We start from the raw sequence: 17,439 nt of genomic DNA, 5'->3' as shown, positions 1-17,439 counted from the left end.
GGGCGGGGTCCGGGTGTCGCGACAGGCGGCGACGATAGCATGGACCCGGCCCGGGCTGCGTCCGCGGTGGATCAGGGGTGGGCGTTGAACCAGGCGAGCACCTTGCCCGGCGAGGCGGCGAACCACTCGTGGCCGCCCAACGGCTCGGTGTAGCGCGCGGTCTCGATGCCCTGGTGGAGCAGGCGGTCGTAGTAGAGGTCCATGCTCCACCAGGGCACCACGGCGTCGACGAAACCGTGCAGGAACAGCGTCGGCGGGTGGTCGGCGGGGAGCTGGTCGGGCACCACGCAGAGAGGCCCGCTGCAGGTGGCGTAGGAGCCGGATTGCACCGCCAGGGCGCGGAACTTGCCGGGGAAGGACACGGCCATGCGGCTGGTGTTGTAGCCGCCGCTGGAGATGCCGGTGGCGTACTGGCGCTGGGCGTTGAGCGGGCCGAAGTGACCGCTGGCGATGGCGGCGAGCACGTTGCCGAGGAAGTCGTAGTCGGTGCTCAGCTCATAGGCCTGGGCGAGGCCGGGGATGTTGGTCTGCCAGAACAGGTCCGCCGGGGCGCTGGGGGCGATCACCGCGTAGCCGTGGTCCAGAAGGTTCTGCACCAGCTTGCCTTCGTAATAGCCGCCGAAGGGCAGGTTGCTGTGGTAGCTGAAGTCGTTGAGGGGGAAGAACGAGCCCTGGTAGATCAGCACCACCGGCCAGCCGCCGGCCGGCGGGGTGCCCAGGGGCGTCTGGTAGATGATCTTGCGCTGGCCCACCAGGCCCGAATCCAGCCAGGTGCTCTGGTAGGAACAGCTGACTTCGGCAGGGCGCAGCAGGGTACGGGGGCGTTCGCTGCAGCGGGAAGCGGCCAGGGCGTGCTGGCCGAGGCAGACGGCCAGCAGCAGGCCGCAGAGCAGGGTACGAAGGGGCATGACGGGTCTCCTATTTGTTGTTGTTTGACCGCCTTTAAATCGAAACAGAAATTCCGATTCCGTCAATAGGGTTGATCGAAATTCGTTCAGTGTGGCGGGGGAGAGCAGCGTTCCAGAGCCTGTGGACAGGTGCGCCAAGGCGACGGACGGCGGGGCCTAAGGGTGCCTACCCACAGCTCACGAGCCGCCGCTATGCGATGGCCAGCCCGGTGCCGCACCTGTGGATAAAAAATAATTCGAGCGGCGTCTTGTCAGCGGCAATGGGCAGGATTAGATTATTTCGGAACCGATGTTCCGATTCCGATAAAAACAACAGCTGGAGACCATCGTGGCAAATCAAGGAAGAGGCCTGGCAGCAGCCGGCCTGGCGTTGCTCGGCGCGTTGCCCCTGGGTGGCGCACAGGCGTTTCAGGTGCGCTCCGGAGACGGAGACTGGACCACCTCGCTCGATACCACCCTGTCCTACGGGCTCAGCTACCGCGTGGAGGGGCAGGACAGCAAGCTGATCGCCCGCGCCAACGGCGGCACCGGCGACAACGCCGGGCTGATCAACTCCGACGACGGTGACCTCAACTTCCGCCGTGGCGACCTCTTCTCCGAGGTGGTCAAGGCGGTGTCCGAACTCGACCTGCGCTACCAGGACCGCTTCGGTGTGTTCGTCCGGGGCCGCGCCTTCTATGACTTCGAGCTGAAGGACGACGAGCGCCGCCACCGTCAGATCAGCCACGCCGGCCTCGACGAAGCGGGCTCCAGCGCCGACCTGCTGGACGCCTTCGTCTACGGCAGCTGGACGGTCAACGACCGCGCCCTCAACGCGCGGCTGGGGCGCCAGGTGATCAACTGGGGCGAGGGGCTGTTCTACCAGAACGGCATCGGCGCCACGAACCCGGTGGACATCAACGCCCTGCGCGCGCCGGGCTCCGAAGTGAAGGAGGCGTACATGCCCACCTTCATGGCCTACGCCTCCTTCGAGCTGCGCGACAACCTCAGCGTCGAGGGCTACTGGCAACCGGGCAAGGCCTGGGAAGCCTCGAAGATCGACCCCTGCGGCACCTACTACTCGACCCTCGACGTGATCGGCGAAGGCTGCAACTACCTGTCCGTCTCGCCGCTGCAGGAAGCCGTCGCCGGTGGCCGCGCCTTCGACAACCCGGCCATGGCCCAGGCCTATGCCGATGCCCTGGCACCGGGCGGCCTGAACAACCTGCTCAAGGCCTACCTGCCCACCACCTTCATCCCCCGCGCCCAGGACATCGATGCCGACGGCGCCGCCCAGTACGGCCTCGCGCTGCGCTGGTACGTGCCGGAGCTGAACGACACCGAGCTGGGCTTCTACTACCTGCGCTACAACATGCAGGTGCCCATGCTCGGGCTCACCGTCGGCCGCCAGGTCACGCTGCCTGTCGTCGGCACCGTGCCCGACGCCAGCAGCTCGCGCTACTACGCCGAGTACCTGGAGAAGCGCGACCTGTTCGGCATCAGCTTCAACACCTCCATCGGCGGCGACAGCATCTTCAACGGCCTGTCGCTGGCCGGCGAGCTGAGCTACCGCCCGGACACGCCCATCGCCCTCGGCCTCAACGAGTACCTGCCCGACGCGCTGTTCAACCCCAATGGGCTGCCCGTGGGCACCCACCTGGACGGCTACCGCGAGAAGGACATGTACCAGGCGTCGCTGGCCGCCATCTACAACTTCACCGGGGTGCTCGGCGCCGACTCGGCGACCCTGTTCACCGAGCTGGTGGCCAGCCGCGTGCAGGGCCTGGAATCCGACGTCGACTACTACGAGGCCACCAGCACTGCCACCGGCGCCCAGGCCAGCCTGCAGCTGACCTACACCAACGTGCTCAACCTGGTGAACCTGGTGCCGTCCTTCGGCTACCAGTACAGCATCAACGGCGTCGCGCCCCAGCTCACCAATGGCCTGGACGAAGAGGCGCAGAGCTGGTCCGCCGGCATCGACGCCATCTACAAGGAGTCCCTCACCGTCGGCACCCGCTACGTGGGCTACAGCGGCGGCGGTGTCTCCAACAAGCGCAGCGACCGTGACTTCGTCAGCTTCAACATCAAGTACAGCTTCTGAGAAGGGATTCGACGCCATGCACAGACCAGGACTTATCCACAGCAGCCTGCTCGCCGCCCTGCTGCTGGCCGCGCCGCTCGCCCAGGCCCAGGTGAGTGCCGACCAGGCCGCGCGCCTGGGGGCCGACCTGACCCCGCTGGGCGCGGAGAAGGCCGGCAACGCCGCCGGCACCATCCCCGCCTGGACCGGCGGCCTGGCCCGCGATGCCGCGGCCTACGACAAGGCGACCGGCTACAAGGACCCCTTCGCCGCCGACCAGCCGCTGTTCAGCATCGATGCGAAGAACGCCGAGCAGTACCGTGCCCACCTCAGCCCCGGCCAGTTGGCCATGCTCAAGCGCTACCCGGACAGCTGGAAGCTGGTGGTCTACCCGACCCGCCGCTCGGCCTCCTATCCCGAGGCGGTGTACGCCGCGATCAAGGACAACGCCACCCACGCGAAGCTGATCGAGAACGGCAACGGCATCGCCGACTTCAAGGTCGCCACGCCGTTCCCGATTCCGCAGTCGGGGCTGGAGGTGCTGTGGAACCACCTGGTGCGCTTCCGCGGCAACAGCGTCAAGCGCTACTACGCCCAGGCCGTGCCCCACGCCAGCGGCGACTACTTCATGACCCGCATCGAAGACCTGTTCCTGTTCAACCAGAACGCTGGCGACTACAGCAAGGACAACGGCAACGTGCTGTTCTACTTCCGCCAGTCGGTGCTGGCGCCGGCGCGCCTGGCAGGCACCGAGCTGCTGGTGCACGAGACCGTCAACCAGGTGAAGGAACCGCGCCTGGCCTGGCTCTACGCCGCCGGCCAGCGCCGCGTGCGGCGCACGCCGAACGTCGCCTACGACTCCCCCGGCACCGCCTCCGAGGGGCTGCGCACCACCGACAACTTCGACATGTTCTCCGGCGCGCCGGACAAGTACGACTGGAAGCTGGTGGGCAAGGAAGAGCTCTACGTGCCCTACAACAGCTACCGTTTCGCTTCGCGCACCAGCAAGTACGCCGACATCGTCAAGGCCGGCCACGTGAACCCCGACCTGCTGCGCTACGAGCTGCACCGCGTCTGGCACGTGCGCGCCACCCTCAAGGACGGGCAGCGCCACCAGTACAAGCAGCGCGACTTCTATTTCGACGAGGACAGTTACCAGGTGCTGCTGGTGGACCACTACGACAACCGCGACCAGCTGTGGCGGGTGGGCGAGTCCTACACCATCAACCTCTACGACCAGCCGCTGGTATGGACCAAGGGCGACGCCGTATATGACCTGATCGGCGGCCGCTATGTAATCGGCATATTGTCCAACGAAGAGCCGGCGGATGAATTCGATATAGCGCTGAAGGCGTCCGACTTCACCCCGGCACAACTAAGGCGGGACAGCCGGCGTTAAACCCGGCGAACTTCCAGGTAATTGCAAACGAGGCGGGAAAGTTCCCCCGGCACAACTTCCCGGGGGTGACGCCGAGGGTGCCGACCATGGTCAGGTAATTCAGGCTGGCGAGCAGCATGTGAGCGGTCAGGTCGGCCGCCTGCTGCGGCTGCGGATGGCCGAGTTCCTGCGCATGGGCGAGGACGATGCGGCAGAAGGACTGGCCGATGTAGGCATTGAGCTGGTGGAAGCGCTCGCGGAACTGGACGTCCATCGAGCTGCGCCGGATCAGGGCGCGGAGCAGGCCTTCGCTGCCATCGAACAGACGTGTCACGCCCTCGATGAAGCCCTCGATCTGCGCGGGCAGCGGCAGGTTCTCCAGGCTGGCGATGACCCCGTCCACCGCCTCGCGGCTCTGTTCGACGAAGCGCTCGTGGACGGTATAGAGCAGCACGTCCTTGTCGCCGAGCAGGCGATAGAAGGTGCCCACCGAGGACTCGGCGAGCTGGGCGATCTGGGAAATGCCGGTTTCTTCGAAGCTGTCGTTGGCGAGCAGTTCGGCGGCGACGTTGAGGTAGCGCTCCAGGGCTTTCTTGCTGCGTGCCTGGGTCGGACTGGCGATGCTGTACATGGTGGTTTCTCGAGTCGGCGCTGGGCGATTCTAGGAGGTTTGGGCGGGCAAAGGCAAACACCGGAAACTTGTTTTACAGGCGCTTCGGAAGTTATCCGATCCACCAACTTTTCATCGGTCCTTTTAATAAGGAACGGCGCCTTTTTATTGGCCATCGAATATTCAAAAGGGAATTAACTCGACCATGGAACAGATCAACTTGTCGGGCGGACGTTTCAACTATATCTGCCAGGGAGAGGGCGCCTCGGTGCTGCTGGTGCACGGCCTGGGTTCCTCCCTGGAGGACTGGCAGCCCCAGGTCGAGGCGCTGTCCCGGCACTTCCGCGTCTACGCCCTGGACCTGCGCGGCCATGGCGCCAGCGAACCGCTGCGCGCGCCGGTGAGCATGGCCGAGCTGGCCGCCGACGTGGCCGAGTTCATCGTCGCCATGGACCTGGAGCCCTGCATCCTGGTGGGCATCTCCATGGGCGGCATGATCACCTTCCAGCTGCTCGCCGAGCACCCGCACCTGGTGCGCGCGGCGGCGGTTATCAACAGCTCGCCGAACTTCCCCGTGGACAGCTGGCAGGTGCGCTGGCAGGTGGCGCTGCGTTTCACCCTGGTGCGCCTGTTCGGCCCCGCCGGCATGGCGCGGCTGCTGGCCGGCAAGCTGTTTCCCAAGCCGGAGCAGGCCGGCTTGCGCCAGCGGGTGATGGCGCGCATCGCCGGTAACGACCGGCGCTCCTACCTGCATGCCATGGGCGCTATCCCCGGCTGGTCGGCGCTGGCGGGCGCCTGCCGGGTCAACACCCCGCTGCTGGTGATCAGCGGTGACCGCGACTACACCCCGGTGGCGGCCAAGGCCGCCTACGTCAGCCAGTTGCGCAATGCACGCCTGGAGGTGATCGCCGACTCCGGGCACGCCACCCCCCTGGACCAGCCCGAGGCGCTGAACCGCCTGCTGGACGCCTTCATCCGCCAACACGCCGCCATCTGAACGCAACGGCTGCGCCGGAGGCGGCTCGGCGGATAAACTGCGCGCAGTTCATTTCGAGTGCGTTGCGATGCAGTTGTCCGCCTGGTCCCACCCGAGTTCCGCCGGCTTCACCTTGCGCGGCTGGCACAGCCAGCCCAGCGGCAAGCCCCTGCTGCACTTCCTCCATGGCAACGGCTTCTGCGGCCGCGCCTACTCGCCGATGCTGGAAGCCCTCAGCGAGCACTTCGACCTCTGGCTCTGCGACGTACAGGGCCATGGCGACAGCGACCACGGCGGGCGCTTCCTCGGCTGGAACCGCAACGCCGAACTGGCGGTGGAAGCCTTCGAGGCCGGGCGCGGCATCTTCGGCGACGTCCCCCGTTTCGCCCTCGGCCACAGCTTTGGTGGCGTGCTCACCAGCCTGGTGCTGGCGCGCCACCCCGAGCTGTTCCAGCGTGCGGTACTGCTCGACCCGGTGCTCTTCACCCCGGCGATGATCGGCGTCATGGCCTTCTCCGAAGTGCTCGGCCTGCACCGCCGCACCACCATGGCCAAGCGCGCGCGGGCCCGACGCAACCACTGGGTGGATCGCCCCGCCGCCTTCGCCGCCCTGCATGGGCGCGGCATCTTCAAGGGCTGGACGGACGACGCCCTGGGCGCCTACGTGGAGCACGCGCTGAAGGCGGTGGACGGCGGCGTCGAGCTGAAATGCCGGCCCAGCCGCGAGGCGGAGATCTTCAGTTCCTGCCCCAAGCGCCTGTGGCCCTCGCTTGCACGCATCGTCACGCCGACGCAGATCTTCCACGGCCAGCACAGCTACCCCTTCGTCGCCCGTTCGGTGGCGCGCATCAGCGCGCTGAACCCCCATGTCGGCGCCCAGGTGGTGGAGGGCGGGCACTGCTTCATGCAGGAATTCCCCGAAGCCGCCGCCGAGCGTGCCGCCGGCTTCCTCCTGCAGCGATGAGCGACGCGGCGCGGGAGCGGGTCTGGCTGGCGCTGTCCGAGCTGTGGCTGGACACCCAACGGGATGAGGCCAACCTGCGCGTGATCGCCGACACGCTGCGCGCCAGCGCCCTGCCCCCGGCCGAGCTGGAGGCCATCTACCTTTACGAGGTGGCACCGGTGGTCTGGTTGAACGCCTGGAGCGTGGCGGGGGAGTGGATCGGCTTCGATCCCGAATGGCTCTTCGAGCATTGCCGGGTTAACCGGGCGCGACGTGCCAGCCGCTGGTTCCGCTGGCGCTGCCGGCTACTGCGCTGGCCGATGACCTACACCAACCGCGAGCAGTGGCAGCAGGTTATCCACAGGGTGACGTTAGAGAGTTGAAGCGAGTTTTCCACAGCGGCCGTGCTGTGGAAAACAGCGTCTTCATTGGCTATGTCTGCGTTAAGTGTCGCTAGAGGATGTGAGTCCAGCTGATTGCCGAGTTTTGCTGATGCGTCTGGTTTCGCCCACCCGGGCGAGTCCCTTTTTTCAATCGTCGGGATGCCGAACCACAAAAAAGGAACCAAAAACGCTTGCCCCTCCATACGGGTCTGGCTGAAGCCAGACTTCCCTCGCTCCATCATCGTTCCAGGGGCACGCCGCGAAGGGCCATCCCTGGCCCATCGCGGCTCTCGCGACATCCATGTCGCTCAACCCCTTACACGACGATTCGCTCGGCCTACTGGGAAGGGGCGTTTGGCGGCTGCTCCAGCTTTATTCACCCAGATATCTATTGATGTGCGCATCACATTCGGTACGCGCTGCGTTGCAGCGGCCGCGCTCGTAGGATGGCGTAGAGCGGAGCGAAACCCATGCTGTGGAGGTGGCATAGGTCCATAAATGCCCGAAAACCAACGTGCTTAAGCGGTTGCTTAAAGACTGCAACACACAACGCAAACAGAGCGTCTTTATTCGACGTGGCGTTGCTCATCCGGGCGCGGGTGGCTGCGGCGCCAGTCGCTGATCTGGATGACGTTGCCTTCCGAGGCCGCTGGCGGCTCGAAGGGGTGGGCATCCAGTTCGATACGGCCGCCGTGGCTGCCGAACATCTGGATGGTGCCGGTGAGGCGCTGCTCGCCGGTGACGGTGAACTCGAAGCCGTAGATGCGCGCCAGGCGGCGGTTGCCCCGGGCATCGCGGACCACGGTGAGGCGCTGCAGGGCGACGTTGCCGTCCAGCAGTTCGATGTCGAAACGCGAGCAGTGCTGCTTGACCAGCGCCAGTGCGCGCTCGCGAATGCCGTGGCCACGCCAGAGCCAGGCGGCACCGGCGGCGAAGAGCATAAACAGGAATACATCGCCCAGACTGATCATGATCACTCCCCTGGAATACCCAGAAGCTTAACCCATCCGCAGCGATTTCAGAGGGCCAGTTCGACGCGGTTGCGGCCATGTTGCTTGGCGCGATAAAGCGCCGTATCGGCAGCCTCCTGCAGCAGGTGCAGGTCCGCGTTCGGCGGGCTGGCGGCCAGGCCGATGCTGACGCTCACGCGCAGGGAAATGCCATTGGCATCCACTCGCAATTGCTCCACCGATTCGCGCAGGCGCTCGAGAAAATTGCGGGCGGCGTCGGGGGTGGTATCGGGCAGCAGGAAGACGAACTCCTCACCGCCGAAGCGGGCGAACAGGTCGGTACTGCGGGCTTCGTGTTGGCATAGCCTGCTGAATTCGCAGAGCACCTGGTCGCCGCTGCCGTGGCCGTGGGCATCGTTGATGCGCTTGAAATGGTCGAGGTCGAGCATCGCCAGGCACAAGGTCTGGCCCTGGCGCCGCGCGCGCTGCAACTCGTGCTCGGCGCGGGCGTAGAAGGCCCGGCGGTTAAGGGCACCGGTCAGCGGGTCGGTGGTGGCCTGCAGGCGCAGGCGTTCTTCCAGGGCCTTGCGGTGGCTGACATCACGGACTTCCAGCAACTGCTGGCCGGCGCCATCGAGGTGGGTGACCGAGAGCTCGGCCGGGAAGGTCGAACCATCGCGGCGCAGGGCGGTGACGTCGGCGGGGGTGCCGTCGGCCTGGGTGAGCAACGGGCCGATGCGCGCGCGCTCGGCATCGACGAACAGCTGCTCGGGCGTCTGCTGCAGCAGGCCTTCGCGGGGCTGGCCGAAGAGCGCGTCGAGCGTCGGGTTGCTGTCCTGGATGCGCCCGTCCTGCAGCACCAGCATGCCGCAGCTGGTGACGTTCATCAGGCGTTCGAAGCGCTGGGCACTGGCCTCCGCCTGGCGGGCGTTGCGTTGGCTGTCGAGGAGGATGCGGCGCATGGTCATCAGCGCCAGGCCGACCAGGGCGATGACCCAGAGCGGAATGGCGAAGTTGTACGGAAGCAGGTACGCCATGGAGCGGGTGACGTCGGGATGCTCGATGGCGTTGAGCCAATCGTGCACGGCGATGCCGCCGCGCAGCAGGGTGACCAGGGCATAGCCGAGCAGGACGATGCCGACGCAACGGCAGACGACGCGCAGTTCCGCGTCGCGTGGGTGGCGCAACAGGGCGCTGGCGGCCTGCAGCGGCAGCAACCCGCCGATGCCGGCGTAGATGGCGATCAGCAGCTCGCTGTTCAGCGGCGCCACCCACCAGTGCCAGCTGTTGGCCGCAGCCATCAGGCCGGCGCTCACTGGCACCGTCCACCAGGGCAGCGGGCGATCGAGGAAACGGAACACGCCGAGCATCAGCACCGCCTCGCCTGCCAGCTGGGTGGCGTTGCCGAAGACGTTGAGCGGGCGGTTGCCGGTGGCGACGAAGACGAAGAAGGAGAAGATGCCGAGAATCAGCAGCCAGGCGCCGGCCATCCAGAAGCCCGGGCCACGGTAGGGGCGGGAGAAATACCACAGGCCGGTACAGGCCACGGCACTGGCGAGCATCAGGTTGAGTCCCAGCAGCATCGGCGAAAAATACAGGGATTCCATGATGGCTCTGACGGCGGAGGATGGGAGAATCTTGCCATTATGGTAGTGAACCTGTCGTTGCACGTCAGGCCGCCTTTCTTCCCGTCGAGACCAGGGTTTATTCAATGTCACGAACGCCCCACCTTCTCAGCATCCAGTCCCATGTGGTGTTCGGCCATGCCGGCAACCGCGCCGCGGTGTTTCCCGTGGAGCGTCTCGGGGTCAATGTCTGGCCGCTGAACACCGTGCAGTTCTCCAACCACACCCAGTACGGGCAGTGGACGGGCGAGGTGCTGTCGCCGAACCAGGTGCCGGTGCTGGTGGAGGGCATCGCCGCCATCGGCGAGCTTGGCAATTGCGACGCCGTGCTTTCGGGCTACCTCGGCAGCGCCGCCCAGGGCCGCGAGATCCTCGAGGTGGTGGCGCGCATCAAGCAGGCCAACCCACGGGCGCTGTACCTCTGCGACCCAGTGATGGGCCACCCGGAGAAGGGCTGCATCGTGGCGCCGGAAGTCAGCACCTTCCTCCTCGAGGAAGCCGCCGCCGTGGCCGATCTGCTGTGCCCCAACCAGCTGGAGCTGAACAGCTTCGCCTGCCGCCGCCCCACCTCCCTGGAGGATTGCGTGGGCATGGCCCGGGCCCTGCTGGAGCGTGGGCCGAAGGCGATCCTGGTCAAGCACCTGGATTACCCCGGCCGCGCCGCCGAAGACTTCGAAATGCTGCTGGTCAGCGCCGAAGGTACCTGGCACCTGCGCCGCCCATTGCTGGCCTTCCCGCGCCAACCGGTGGGCGTGGGCGACCTCACCTCCGGGGTGTTCCTGGCGCGCCTGCTACTGGGCAACGACCTGATCGAGGCCTTCGAATTCAGCGCCGCCGCCGTGCATGAAGTGCTGCTGGAGACCCAGGCCTGTGGCAGCTACGAACTGGAGCTGGTGCGCGCCCAGGACCGCCTCGTTCACCCCCGGGTGAAGTTCGAGGCGCGGCGCCTGGGCTGACCGGGCCCCACGGGAATTTGCCGCCGCGCACTGCGGCCTTGTGACTCAGCCGCTATGCTTCAACCCATGGAGGTGCGCGGCTAGCATTGCACCCGTTCCAATCCCCTGTTCCGGACGGCACCTTGGCTCGACACACGACAAACCGCAGCGGCGCCTGGCTTGGCCTTCTGGCCATGCTGCTGGTGTTCGCCGGTCCGTTGCTGTCCCAGGCGCGCAGCCTGGACCGCCAGGGCGTGCCGGACTGGATGGGCGAGCTGGCCTGTTCCGCCGAGCAAGGCACCGCGCAAAAGGCGCCGGGCCAGCCCGGCCACGAGGCGGCCTGGGCCAAGTGCGGCTACTGCACCCTGCTGCTCAATTGCCCGGCGCTGAGCTCCACCCCGCTGATCGCTTCCACCCTGCTGGATGCCGTCCGCGCGCCGCGCCTGGTGCCAGTCGCCTCGGGCCACGCCGGCTCGGCCATCTTCCCCGGCTCCCGTTCCCGCGCACCGCCCGCATCCTTCGCCTGATCCACCCCTCGCGTCATCCCTCCGTGCCCCAATGGGCGAGGAGGCTGACGACAAGCCTCCATTGCGCCAGCCACCGCGCTGCACGTGAGCCCAGAGAGGCGCTTTCCAGGCGAGCATGACCATGAGCAAACCTGCTGTCTCGTTCTACAACCTGGCGTGGCGCTGGCATTTCTATGCCGGCCTCTTCGTCATTCCCTTCATGATCCTGCTGTCCATCACCGGCAGCATCTACCTGTTCAAGCCGCAGCTCGATGAGCTGATGTACGCCGACCTGCTGCGGGTCGCCCCGGGCACCATGCGCTGGACGCCGACGCCCAGCTGCAGCGGGTGCGCGAGGCTTATCCACAGGCCAGCGTCAGCCAGTACCTGCCGCCGGTGGATGCCGGGCACAGTGCCCAGTTCGTCATCGCTGACGGTGGCCGCACCCTCAACCTGTTCCTCGACCCATACAGCGGCAAGGTGCTGGGCACCCAGGACGCCTTCTGGAACCTGCAGGCGGCGACCCGCGCCCTGCACGGCGAGCTGATGATCGGCACGGTCGGCGATCGGCTGATCGAGCTGGCCGCCGGCTGGGGCATCGTCCTGGTGGTGTCCGGGCTCTACCTCTGGTGGCCGCGCGGGCGCTCCGGCGCCGGGGTGTTGTGGCCGCGCCTGTCCGCACGCGGGCGCCTGTTCTGGCGCGACCTGCACGGCGTCACCGGCTTTTGGGGCAGCCTGCTGCTGCTGTTCATGCTGCTCACCGGCATGACCTGGACCGGCTTCTGGGGCGCGAGCTTCGCCGATGTGTGGAACCGCTTCCCCGCTGCCATGTGGAACGAGGTGCCGAAGTCCGGCGAGCTGGCGCGCAGCCTCAACAGCGCCAGCGACCAGACCGTGCCCTGGGCGGCGGAAACCACGCCGCTGCCGGAGTCCGACGCCCACGCCGCCCACCGCGCCCATGCCGGGCATGACAGGGCACCGGCCAGCGAGGTGCCGAGCATCCCGCTGCAGCAGGTGGTGGACACCGCCCGCGAGCGCGGCGTGGTACCCGGCTATGGCATCACCCTGCCGACCACGCCCACGGGCGTCTTCAGCATCGCCGTGTTCGCCGCCGATCCGCGCCAGGACGCGACCTTGCACCTCGACCGCTACAGCGGCAAGGTGCTGGCCGATGTGCGCTGGAAGGACTATGGCCTGGTGGCCAAGAGCGTGGAGATGGGGGTGATGCTGCACGAGGGCCGCTTCTTCGGCCTGGCCAACCAGCTGCTGATGTTCGCCGTGTGCCTGATGATCCTGCTCAGCGCGGTCAGCGGCCTGGTGCTGTGGTGGAAGCGTCGGCCCAGCGGCCGCCTCGGCGTGCCGCCGCTGCCCCATGGCCTGCCCCTGTGGCGCGGCGCGGTGGTGATCATGCTGGTGCTGGGGGTGGCATTTCCCTTGGTGGGCCTGTCGCTGGTGCTGGTCTGGGTCCTGGACCGGCTGGTGCTGTCGCGCTTCGGCGGCGACCGGGTGATGGCGGGCTGAACCTGCCACGGTTTTTTATCGGCGCTCGCCTGGTGGGCGCCCAATCTGCTTATCGATGGATGGAGTTGAACATGCGCAAGACACTGCTGACCCTGATCGCCCTGGTGGGCTTCGTTCCCTTCGCCCAGGCCCATGAGTACGAACTGGGCAAGCTGCACATCGAACACCCCTGGGCCCTGGAAGTGCCGCCGGTTTCGCCCAACGGCGCGGCCTACCTGGTGGTGCACAACGGCGGCGACACGCCTGACCGCCTGCTGGGCGCCGACACCCCGCGCGCGGCCAAGGCCGAGATCCACGAGCACGCCCACGTCAACGGCATGATGAAGATGCAGCAGGTGCAGGGCGGCCTGGCCATCCCCGCCGGCGGCGAGGCGCGCCTGGAGCAGGGGGGCTACCACCTGATGCTGTTCGGCCTGAAGCAGCCGCTGAAGGATGGCGAGCGCTTCCCGCTGACCCTGCACTTCGAGAAGGCCGGCGACCTGCAGGTGGAGATCGCCGTACAGAAGGAGGCGCCCGCCAAGGCCGACGGGCAGATGCAGCACATGGAGCACATGGACCACGGCGCGCACCAGGGCGCCGAGTGACGGCTCGCGCCGCCGTCGTCAGGCCGCTGCCGGTGCGTCCGGTGCGGCCTGGTCGTCGGCGACGCGATTGATCATGGCGCGGGCGATCTCGCGCTCGCCCATGATCACCAGGTCTGCCCCGTTCTGCTCCAGGTGCTCCACCTCGGCGTCGAAGTGGGCGCGGGCGATGATGGTCAGCTGCGGGTTCACCGCGCGGGCCTGCTGGGCGATCTGCCCGGCCTCGAAGCCATTGGGGATCGCCAGCAGCAGCCAGCGCGCCCGCGCCAGCTGCGCCAGTTCCAGCACCTCGGGCCGTGCCGCGTTGCCCAGCACCGCGCTGATGCCCGACTCGCGCAGTTCATCCAGCCCCGCACGGCTGTCCTCGATCACCACCAGCGGCGTGCCCGCCTCGCGCAGGCGCAGGGCGATCTTGCGACCTACACGGCCGTAGCCGATGAGGATGGCGTGGTCGTGTTCCTCGATGGCGGGTGGCACGTCCTCGGCGGGCGCCTGCTCCGGCGGCAGCTCCGCCGCCTTGCGGTCCTGGCGCGCCTGCCAGCGGCCGATGGCGATGAACAGCAGCGGGTTGACCAGGATCGACAGGATGGCGCCAGCCAGCAACAGGTCGCGGCCGGTCTGCGGCATCAGCTCCAGGTCCAGCCCCAGGCCGATGAGGATGAAACTGAATTCGCCGATCTGCGCCAGGCTGGCGGAGATGGTCAGGGCGGTGCTCTTGGGGTGGCCGAAGGCGCGCACGATCACATAGGCCGCCACCGATTTGCCGAGCACGATCACCAGGAAGGTGGCCAGCACCGGCAGCGGTTCGTGGATCAGTATCAGCGGGTTGAAGAGCATGCCCACCGAGACGAAGAACAGCACCGCGAAGGCATCGCGCAGGGGCAGGGTCTTCTCGGCGGCGTCATGGCTCAGCTCCGATTCGTTGAGCACCATGCCGGCGAAGAAGGCGCCCAGGGCGAAGGACACGTCGAAGAGGATCGCCGAGCCGTAGGCGATGCCCATGGCGATGGCCAGCACGGCGAGGGTGAACAGCTCCCGCGAGCCGGTGCCGGCGACCTTGGCCAGCACCCAGGGAATCAGGCGGCGGCCCACTACCAGCATCAGTACGACGAAGGCGGTGACCTTGCCCAGGGTCAGCAGCAGCTCGACGCCGAGGCTGAGCTCGCCGCCGCCGTGGGCCTTGCCGCCGAGCATGCCGGAGAGCGCCGGCAGCAGCACCAGGGTCAGCACCATCACCAGGTCTTCGACGATCAGCCAGCCCACGGCGATGCGGCCGCGCTGGGTGTCCAGCAACTGGCGCTCCTCCAGGGCCCGCAGCAGCACCACGGTGCTGGCCACCGACAGCGCCAGACCGAACACCAAGCCGCCGCCCAGGGGCCAGCCGAGGCCCCAGGCCAGGCCCATGCCCAGCAGGGTGGCGACGGCGATCTGCACCACGGCACCGGGGATGGCGATGTTCTTCACCGACATCAGGTCTTTGAGGGAGAAGTGCAGGCCCACGCCGAACATCAGCAGGATCACCCCCAGCTCGGCGATCTCTTGGGACAGCGCCTGGTCGGCAACGAAGCCCGGGGTGAAGGGGCCGGCCAGCACGCCGGCCAGCAGGTAGCCCACCAGCGGCGAGATGCGCAGGCGGTTGGCCAGGCTGCCGAGCAGGAAGGCCAGCACCAGGCCGGCGGAGAGGGTGGTGATCAGCGGTGTGTGGTGGGGCATGCGGCGGCTCCTTGCACGCAGGGAACGACCCGACCGCAACGGCGACTCGCGGCGCTGCGGGGAGAGGTTCGAAGGTGTTCACGGGGCCTGGCCCGTGGCGAACGCGGCTGCCGCCGCGTGCGCCAGGTTACCCGTTGGCTGACGTTGTTTGTATGAAAAGTCCGTCAGATTATTTTTCAGGATGTAGCGGCGGGCTCGCTGCCGTTCTCCCGCAGTTCGCGGTAGCGGCGCTCCATTTCCTGGCGGATCTGCCGGCGTTGCTGGCCCTGGACGAAACGGCGCTTCTCCTCGGCGGTCTGCGGCTGGCGGGGCGGCACCGGGGCCGCCTTGCGGTCGTCGTCCAGCGCCACCATGGTGAAGAAGCAGCTGTTGGTGTGGCGCACCGAGCGTTCGCGGATGTTCTCGGTGACCACCTTGATGCCGATCTCCATGGAGGTGGTGCCGGTGTAGTTCACCGAGGCAAGGAAGGTCACCAGCTCGCCCACGTGCACCGGCTCGCGGAACACCACCTGGTCCACGGAGAGGGTCACCACGTAGCGCCCGGCATAGCGGCTGGCGCAGGCGTAGGCGACTTCGTCGAGGTACTTGAGCAGGGTGCCGCCGTGGACGTTGCCGGAGAAGTTGGCCATGTCCGGGGTCATGAGGACGGTCATCGTCAGTTGCGCGTTGCCGGGTTCCATGGAGGGACTCTGTCTCGGGGCTGGGAAGTGAAACTGTAGACGCAGCGAGACAGGGACGGAGCACAGCGACAGCGCCTGTGGATAAACACCCGGCCGCACTCCGCCCCGTAGGATGGGTAGAGCTCCGCGAAACCCATGCTGCCCGCCCGACGCCGAAGCCATGCCGGTACTCGGAATTGATGGGTTTCGCTTCGCTCTACCCATCCTACGAATGACGAATGACGAATGACGGATTGCGGTTGGTGGAGGCGGGGCTGTGGACAAGTCGCTTATCCACAGCCCCTCGGCTCAGGCGTGGGTCAGGTACCAGCGCCAGTCCTGCTCGCCCACCTCGCTGACGAACTGGCGGAATTCCTCCCATTTGATGGCGAGGAAGATGTCGAGGAAGTCCTCGCCCAGGGCCTCCTTCGCCCAGGCCGAGCGCTCCAGGGTGCGCAGGGCGGTGAGCCAGTCGGTGGCCAGGGTCTCGCGGGCCTGTTCGTAGCCGTTGCCGGTGATGGCTTCGCCCGGGTCGATCTGTTCGCGGATGCCTTTATGGATGCCCGCCAGCAGTGCGGCAGCGGCCAGGTAGGGGTTGGCGTCGGCGCCGCAGATGCGGTGCTCGACGTGGCGGCTCTGCGCCGGGCCGCCGGGCACGCGGAAGGACACGGTGCGGTTGTTCACCCCCCAGCTCTTGGCCAGCGGCGCGTAGCTGTTGGCCTGGAAGCGCCGGTAGGAGTTGGCGTTGGGGCAGAAGATCGCCAGGGCGTCGTCGAGGGTCGCCATCATCCCGCCGATGGCATGGCGCAGCAGCGGGGTGCCGTGGGGGTCTTCGCTGGCCATCAGGTTGTTACCCGCCTCATCCGCCAGGCTGACGTGCAGGTGCATGCCGCTGCCGGCCAGGTCGCCGAAGGGCTTGGCCATGAAGCAGGCCACCAGCCCGTGCTTGTTGGCCACGCCCTTGACCAGGCGCTTGTAGCGCACGCCTTCGTCGATGGCCTGCAACGCATCGAAGCGGTGCTCCAGGGTCAGTTCCAGCTGGCCCGGCGCGTATTCGGAGATGGCGGTGCGCAGCGGCAGGCCCTGGGCCTCGCAGGCGGCGTAGAGGTCGTCGAGGAAGGGCTGCAGCTGCTCCAGCTCGTACACGCCATAGACCTGCGGCGCCTGCGGGCGCACGCCATTGGCTTGCAGCGCCGGCTGCGGGCGGCCGTTGGCGTCGCGGGCCTTGTCCAGCAGGTAGAACTCCAGCTCCACCGCCATCACCGGTTGGTAGCCGTCGGCCTTGAGCCGGTCGATGGCGCGGGCCAGCACGTGGCGCGGGTCGCCGGGGGTGGCCGGCAGGCCCTGGGTCGGGTGCATGCTGACCTGCACCTGGGCGGTGGGGGTGGTGCGCCAGGTCTGCAGGGCCAGGGAGCCGGGCACCGGGTAGGTCCAGCAGTCGGCGTCGGCCACTTCCCAGACCAGGCCGCTGGCTTCCACATCCTCGCCCTGGATGGTCAGCGAGAGGATGGAGCTGGGCAGCGGGCGGCCGTTCTCGTAGATGGCCAGCAGCTCGTCGCGGTGCAGCAGCTTGCCGCGCGGGATGCCGTTGGCGTCGATCAGCATCAGCTCGATGCTGCGCACCTCGGGGTGGCGTGCGAGGAAGTCACGGGCTTCCTGGGGTTCGGCGAATCGCATGGGGGTTCTCGC

At 67.4% G+C, this 17,439-nt stretch carries 15 protein-coding genes and 1 pseudogene; 9 read left to right on the top strand and 7 right to left on the bottom strand.

The annotated features are described in order from the left end of the window. Positions 1 to 71 precede the first annotated feature (71 nt). Positions 72 to 908: an extracellular medium-chain-length polyhydroxyalkanoate depolymerase gene (locus PSm6_RS09850; protein WP_265170139.1), complete on the bottom strand. Its 837-nt coding sequence runs from the start codon at positions 906 to 908 to the stop codon at positions 72 to 74. 328 nt (positions 909 to 1,236) lie between these two features. Here PSm6_RS09850 and PSm6_RS09845 point away from each other — a divergent pair, with 328 nt between their 5' ends. Next, on the top strand, positions 1,237 to 2,991 hold the full coding sequence (locus PSm6_RS09845) for a DUF1302 domain-containing protein (RefSeq protein WP_184488130.1): 1,755 nt from the start codon (positions 1,237 to 1,239) through the stop codon (positions 2,989 to 2,991). 16 nt (positions 2,992 to 3,007) lie between these two features. Continuing rightward, positions 3,008 to 4,369 carry a DUF1329 domain-containing protein gene (locus PSm6_RS09840; RefSeq protein ID WP_265170138.1) on the top strand — a complete coding sequence of 454 codons (1,362 nt, stop codon included), beginning with the start codon at positions 3,008 to 3,010 and terminating at the stop codon, positions 4,367 to 4,369. On the opposite strand, the gene PSm6_RS09835 is transcribed toward PSm6_RS09840, so the two are convergent. Beyond that, on the bottom strand, positions 4,332 to 4,979 hold the full coding sequence (locus tag PSm6_RS09835; protein ID WP_265170137.1) for a TetR/AcrR family transcriptional regulator: 648 nt from the start codon (positions 4,977 to 4,979) through the stop codon (positions 4,332 to 4,334). The two genes, PSm6_RS09840 and PSm6_RS09835, sit on opposite strands and share 38 nt — an antisense overlap. A 184-nt stretch (positions 4,980 to 5,163) precedes the next feature. Between PSm6_RS09835 and PSm6_RS09830 the strand changes: the two genes are divergently transcribed. From PSm6_RS09830 to PSm6_RS09820, 3 genes are all read left to right on the top strand, one after another. Then, complete coding sequence (locus tag PSm6_RS09830; RefSeq protein WP_021217442.1) at positions 5,164 to 5,955, top strand: alpha/beta fold hydrolase; 792 nt, start codon at positions 5,164 to 5,166, stop codon at positions 5,953 to 5,955. Positions 5,956 to 6,022: 67 nt separating this feature from the next. Further along, positions 6,023 to 6,898, top strand: a complete 876-nt coding sequence (locus PSm6_RS09825) for an alpha/beta fold hydrolase (protein ID WP_265170136.1) — start codon at positions 6,023 to 6,025, stop codon at positions 6,896 to 6,898. Next, positions 6,895 to 7,260, top strand: a complete 366-nt coding sequence (locus tag PSm6_RS09820) for a DUF7079 family protein (protein ID WP_265170135.1) — start codon at positions 6,895 to 6,897, stop codon at positions 7,258 to 7,260. The genes PSm6_RS09825 and PSm6_RS09820 overlap by 4 nt, the downstream gene beginning before the upstream one ends. A 566-nt stretch (positions 7,261 to 7,826) precedes the next feature. On the opposite strand, the gene PSm6_RS09815 is transcribed toward PSm6_RS09820, so the two are convergent. Next, positions 7,827 to 8,231, bottom strand: coding sequence for a DUF3301 domain-containing protein (locus tag PSm6_RS09815; RefSeq protein WP_021220995.1), 405 nt, complete (start codon positions 8,229 to 8,231; stop codon positions 7,827 to 7,829). Between the two features lie 47 nt (positions 8,232 to 8,278). After that, on the bottom strand, positions 8,279 to 9,817 hold the full coding sequence (locus PSm6_RS09810) for a sensor domain-containing diguanylate cyclase (RefSeq protein WP_265170134.1): 1,539 nt from the start codon (positions 9,815 to 9,817) through the stop codon (positions 8,279 to 8,281). 104 nt (positions 9,818 to 9,921) lie between these two features. Here PSm6_RS09810 and pdxY point away from each other — a divergent pair, with 104 nt between their 5' ends. The 4 genes and pseudogenes from pdxY to PSm6_RS09790 all read left to right on the top strand — a co-directional run bounded on the left by pdxY (position 9,922) and on the right by PSm6_RS09790 (position 13,381). After that, positions 9,922 to 10,791: a pyridoxal kinase PdxY gene (gene pdxY, locus PSm6_RS09805; protein WP_043243084.1), complete on the top strand. Its 870-nt coding sequence runs from the start codon at positions 9,922 to 9,924 to the stop codon at positions 10,789 to 10,791. A gap of 122 nt (positions 10,792 to 10,913) precedes the next feature. Beyond that, positions 10,914 to 11,297 carry a DUF2946 domain-containing protein gene (locus tag PSm6_RS09800; RefSeq protein ID WP_265170133.1) on the top strand — a complete coding sequence of 128 codons (384 nt, stop codon included), beginning with the start codon at positions 10,914 to 10,916 and terminating at the stop codon, positions 11,295 to 11,297. 121 nt (positions 11,298 to 11,418) lie between these two features. Then, positions 11,419 to 12,797 (top strand): annotated as a pseudogene (locus tag PSm6_RS09795) (PepSY-associated TM helix domain-containing protein). A gap of 71 nt (positions 12,798 to 12,868) precedes the next feature. Further along, complete coding sequence (locus PSm6_RS09790) at positions 12,869 to 13,381, top strand: copper chaperone PCu(A)C (RefSeq protein ID WP_263403850.1); 513 nt, start codon at positions 12,869 to 12,871, stop codon at positions 13,379 to 13,381. A gap of 18 nt (positions 13,382 to 13,399) precedes the next feature. On the opposite strand, the gene ybaL is transcribed toward PSm6_RS09790, so the two are convergent. From ybaL to PSm6_RS09775, 3 genes are all read right to left on the bottom strand, one after another. Further along, positions 13,400 to 15,091: a YbaL family putative K(+) efflux transporter gene (ybaL, locus tag PSm6_RS09785; protein WP_265170132.1), complete on the bottom strand. Its 1,692-nt coding sequence runs from the start codon at positions 15,089 to 15,091 to the stop codon at positions 13,400 to 13,402. A 176-nt stretch (positions 15,092 to 15,267) separates the two neighbouring features. After that, positions 15,268 to 15,771, bottom strand: a complete 504-nt coding sequence (locus PSm6_RS09780) for an acyl-CoA thioesterase (RefSeq protein WP_021220988.1) — start codon at positions 15,769 to 15,771, stop codon at positions 15,268 to 15,270. 288 nt (positions 15,772 to 16,059) lie between these two features. After that, a complete protein-coding gene (locus tag PSm6_RS09775) occupies positions 16,060 to 17,427 on the bottom strand; it encodes a glutamine synthetase family protein (protein ID WP_265170131.1) in 1,368 nt (455 codons plus the stop codon). Positions 17,428 to 17,439: the final 12 nt, after the last annotated feature.

Origin of the sequence: Pseudomonas solani, from assembly GCF_026072635.1 — a bacterium.
Taxonomy (GTDB): domain Bacteria; phylum Pseudomonadota; class Gammaproteobacteria; order Pseudomonadales; family Pseudomonadaceae; genus Metapseudomonas; species Metapseudomonas solani.
This window is presented reverse-complemented; position numbering and strand designations above follow the sequence as displayed.

Excerpts from the sequence above, each read along its gene's own strand:
- PSm6_RS09775 (WP_265170131.1), bottom strand. The coding sequence starts at position 17,427 with ATGCGATTCGCCGAACCCCAGGAAGCCCGTGACTTCCTCGCACGCCAC.
- PSm6_RS09810 (WP_265170134.1), bottom strand. The coding sequence starts at position 9,817 with ATGGAATCCCTGTATTTTTCGCCGATGCTGCTGGGACTCAACCTGATG.
- PSm6_RS09815 (WP_021220995.1), bottom strand. The coding sequence starts at position 8,231 with ATGATCAGTCTGGGCGATGTATTCCTGTTTATGCTCTTCGCCGCCGGT.
- PSm6_RS09835 (WP_265170137.1), bottom strand. The coding sequence starts at position 4,979 with ATGTACAGCATCGCCAGTCCGACCCAGGCACGCAGCAAGAAAGCCCTG.
- PSm6_RS09820 (WP_265170135.1), top strand. The coding sequence starts at position 6,895 with ATGAGCGACGCGGCGCGGGAGCGGGTCTGGCTGGCGCTGTCCGAGCTG.
- ybaL (WP_265170132.1), bottom strand. The coding sequence starts at position 15,091 with ATGCCCCACCACACACCGCTGATCACCACCCTCTCCGCCGGCCTGGTG.
- PSm6_RS09850 (WP_265170139.1), bottom strand. The coding sequence starts at position 908 with ATGCCCCTTCGTACCCTGCTCTGCGGCCTGCTGCTGGCCGTCTGCCTC.
- PSm6_RS09790 (WP_263403850.1), top strand. The coding sequence starts at position 12,869 with ATGCGCAAGACACTGCTGACCCTGATCGCCCTGGTGGGCTTCGTTCCC.
- PSm6_RS09780 (WP_021220988.1), bottom strand. The coding sequence starts at position 15,771 with ATGGAACCCGGCAACGCGCAACTGACGATGACCGTCCTCATGACCCCG.
- pdxY (WP_043243084.1), top strand. The coding sequence starts at position 9,922 with ATGTCACGAACGCCCCACCTTCTCAGCATCCAGTCCCATGTGGTGTTC.
- PSm6_RS09825 (WP_265170136.1), top strand. The coding sequence starts at position 6,023 with ATGCAGTTGTCCGCCTGGTCCCACCCGAGTTCCGCCGGCTTCACCTTG.
- PSm6_RS09840 (WP_265170138.1), top strand. The coding sequence starts at position 3,008 with ATGCACAGACCAGGACTTATCCACAGCAGCCTGCTCGCCGCCCTGCTG.
- PSm6_RS09830 (WP_021217442.1), top strand. The coding sequence starts at position 5,164 with ATGGAACAGATCAACTTGTCGGGCGGACGTTTCAACTATATCTGCCAG.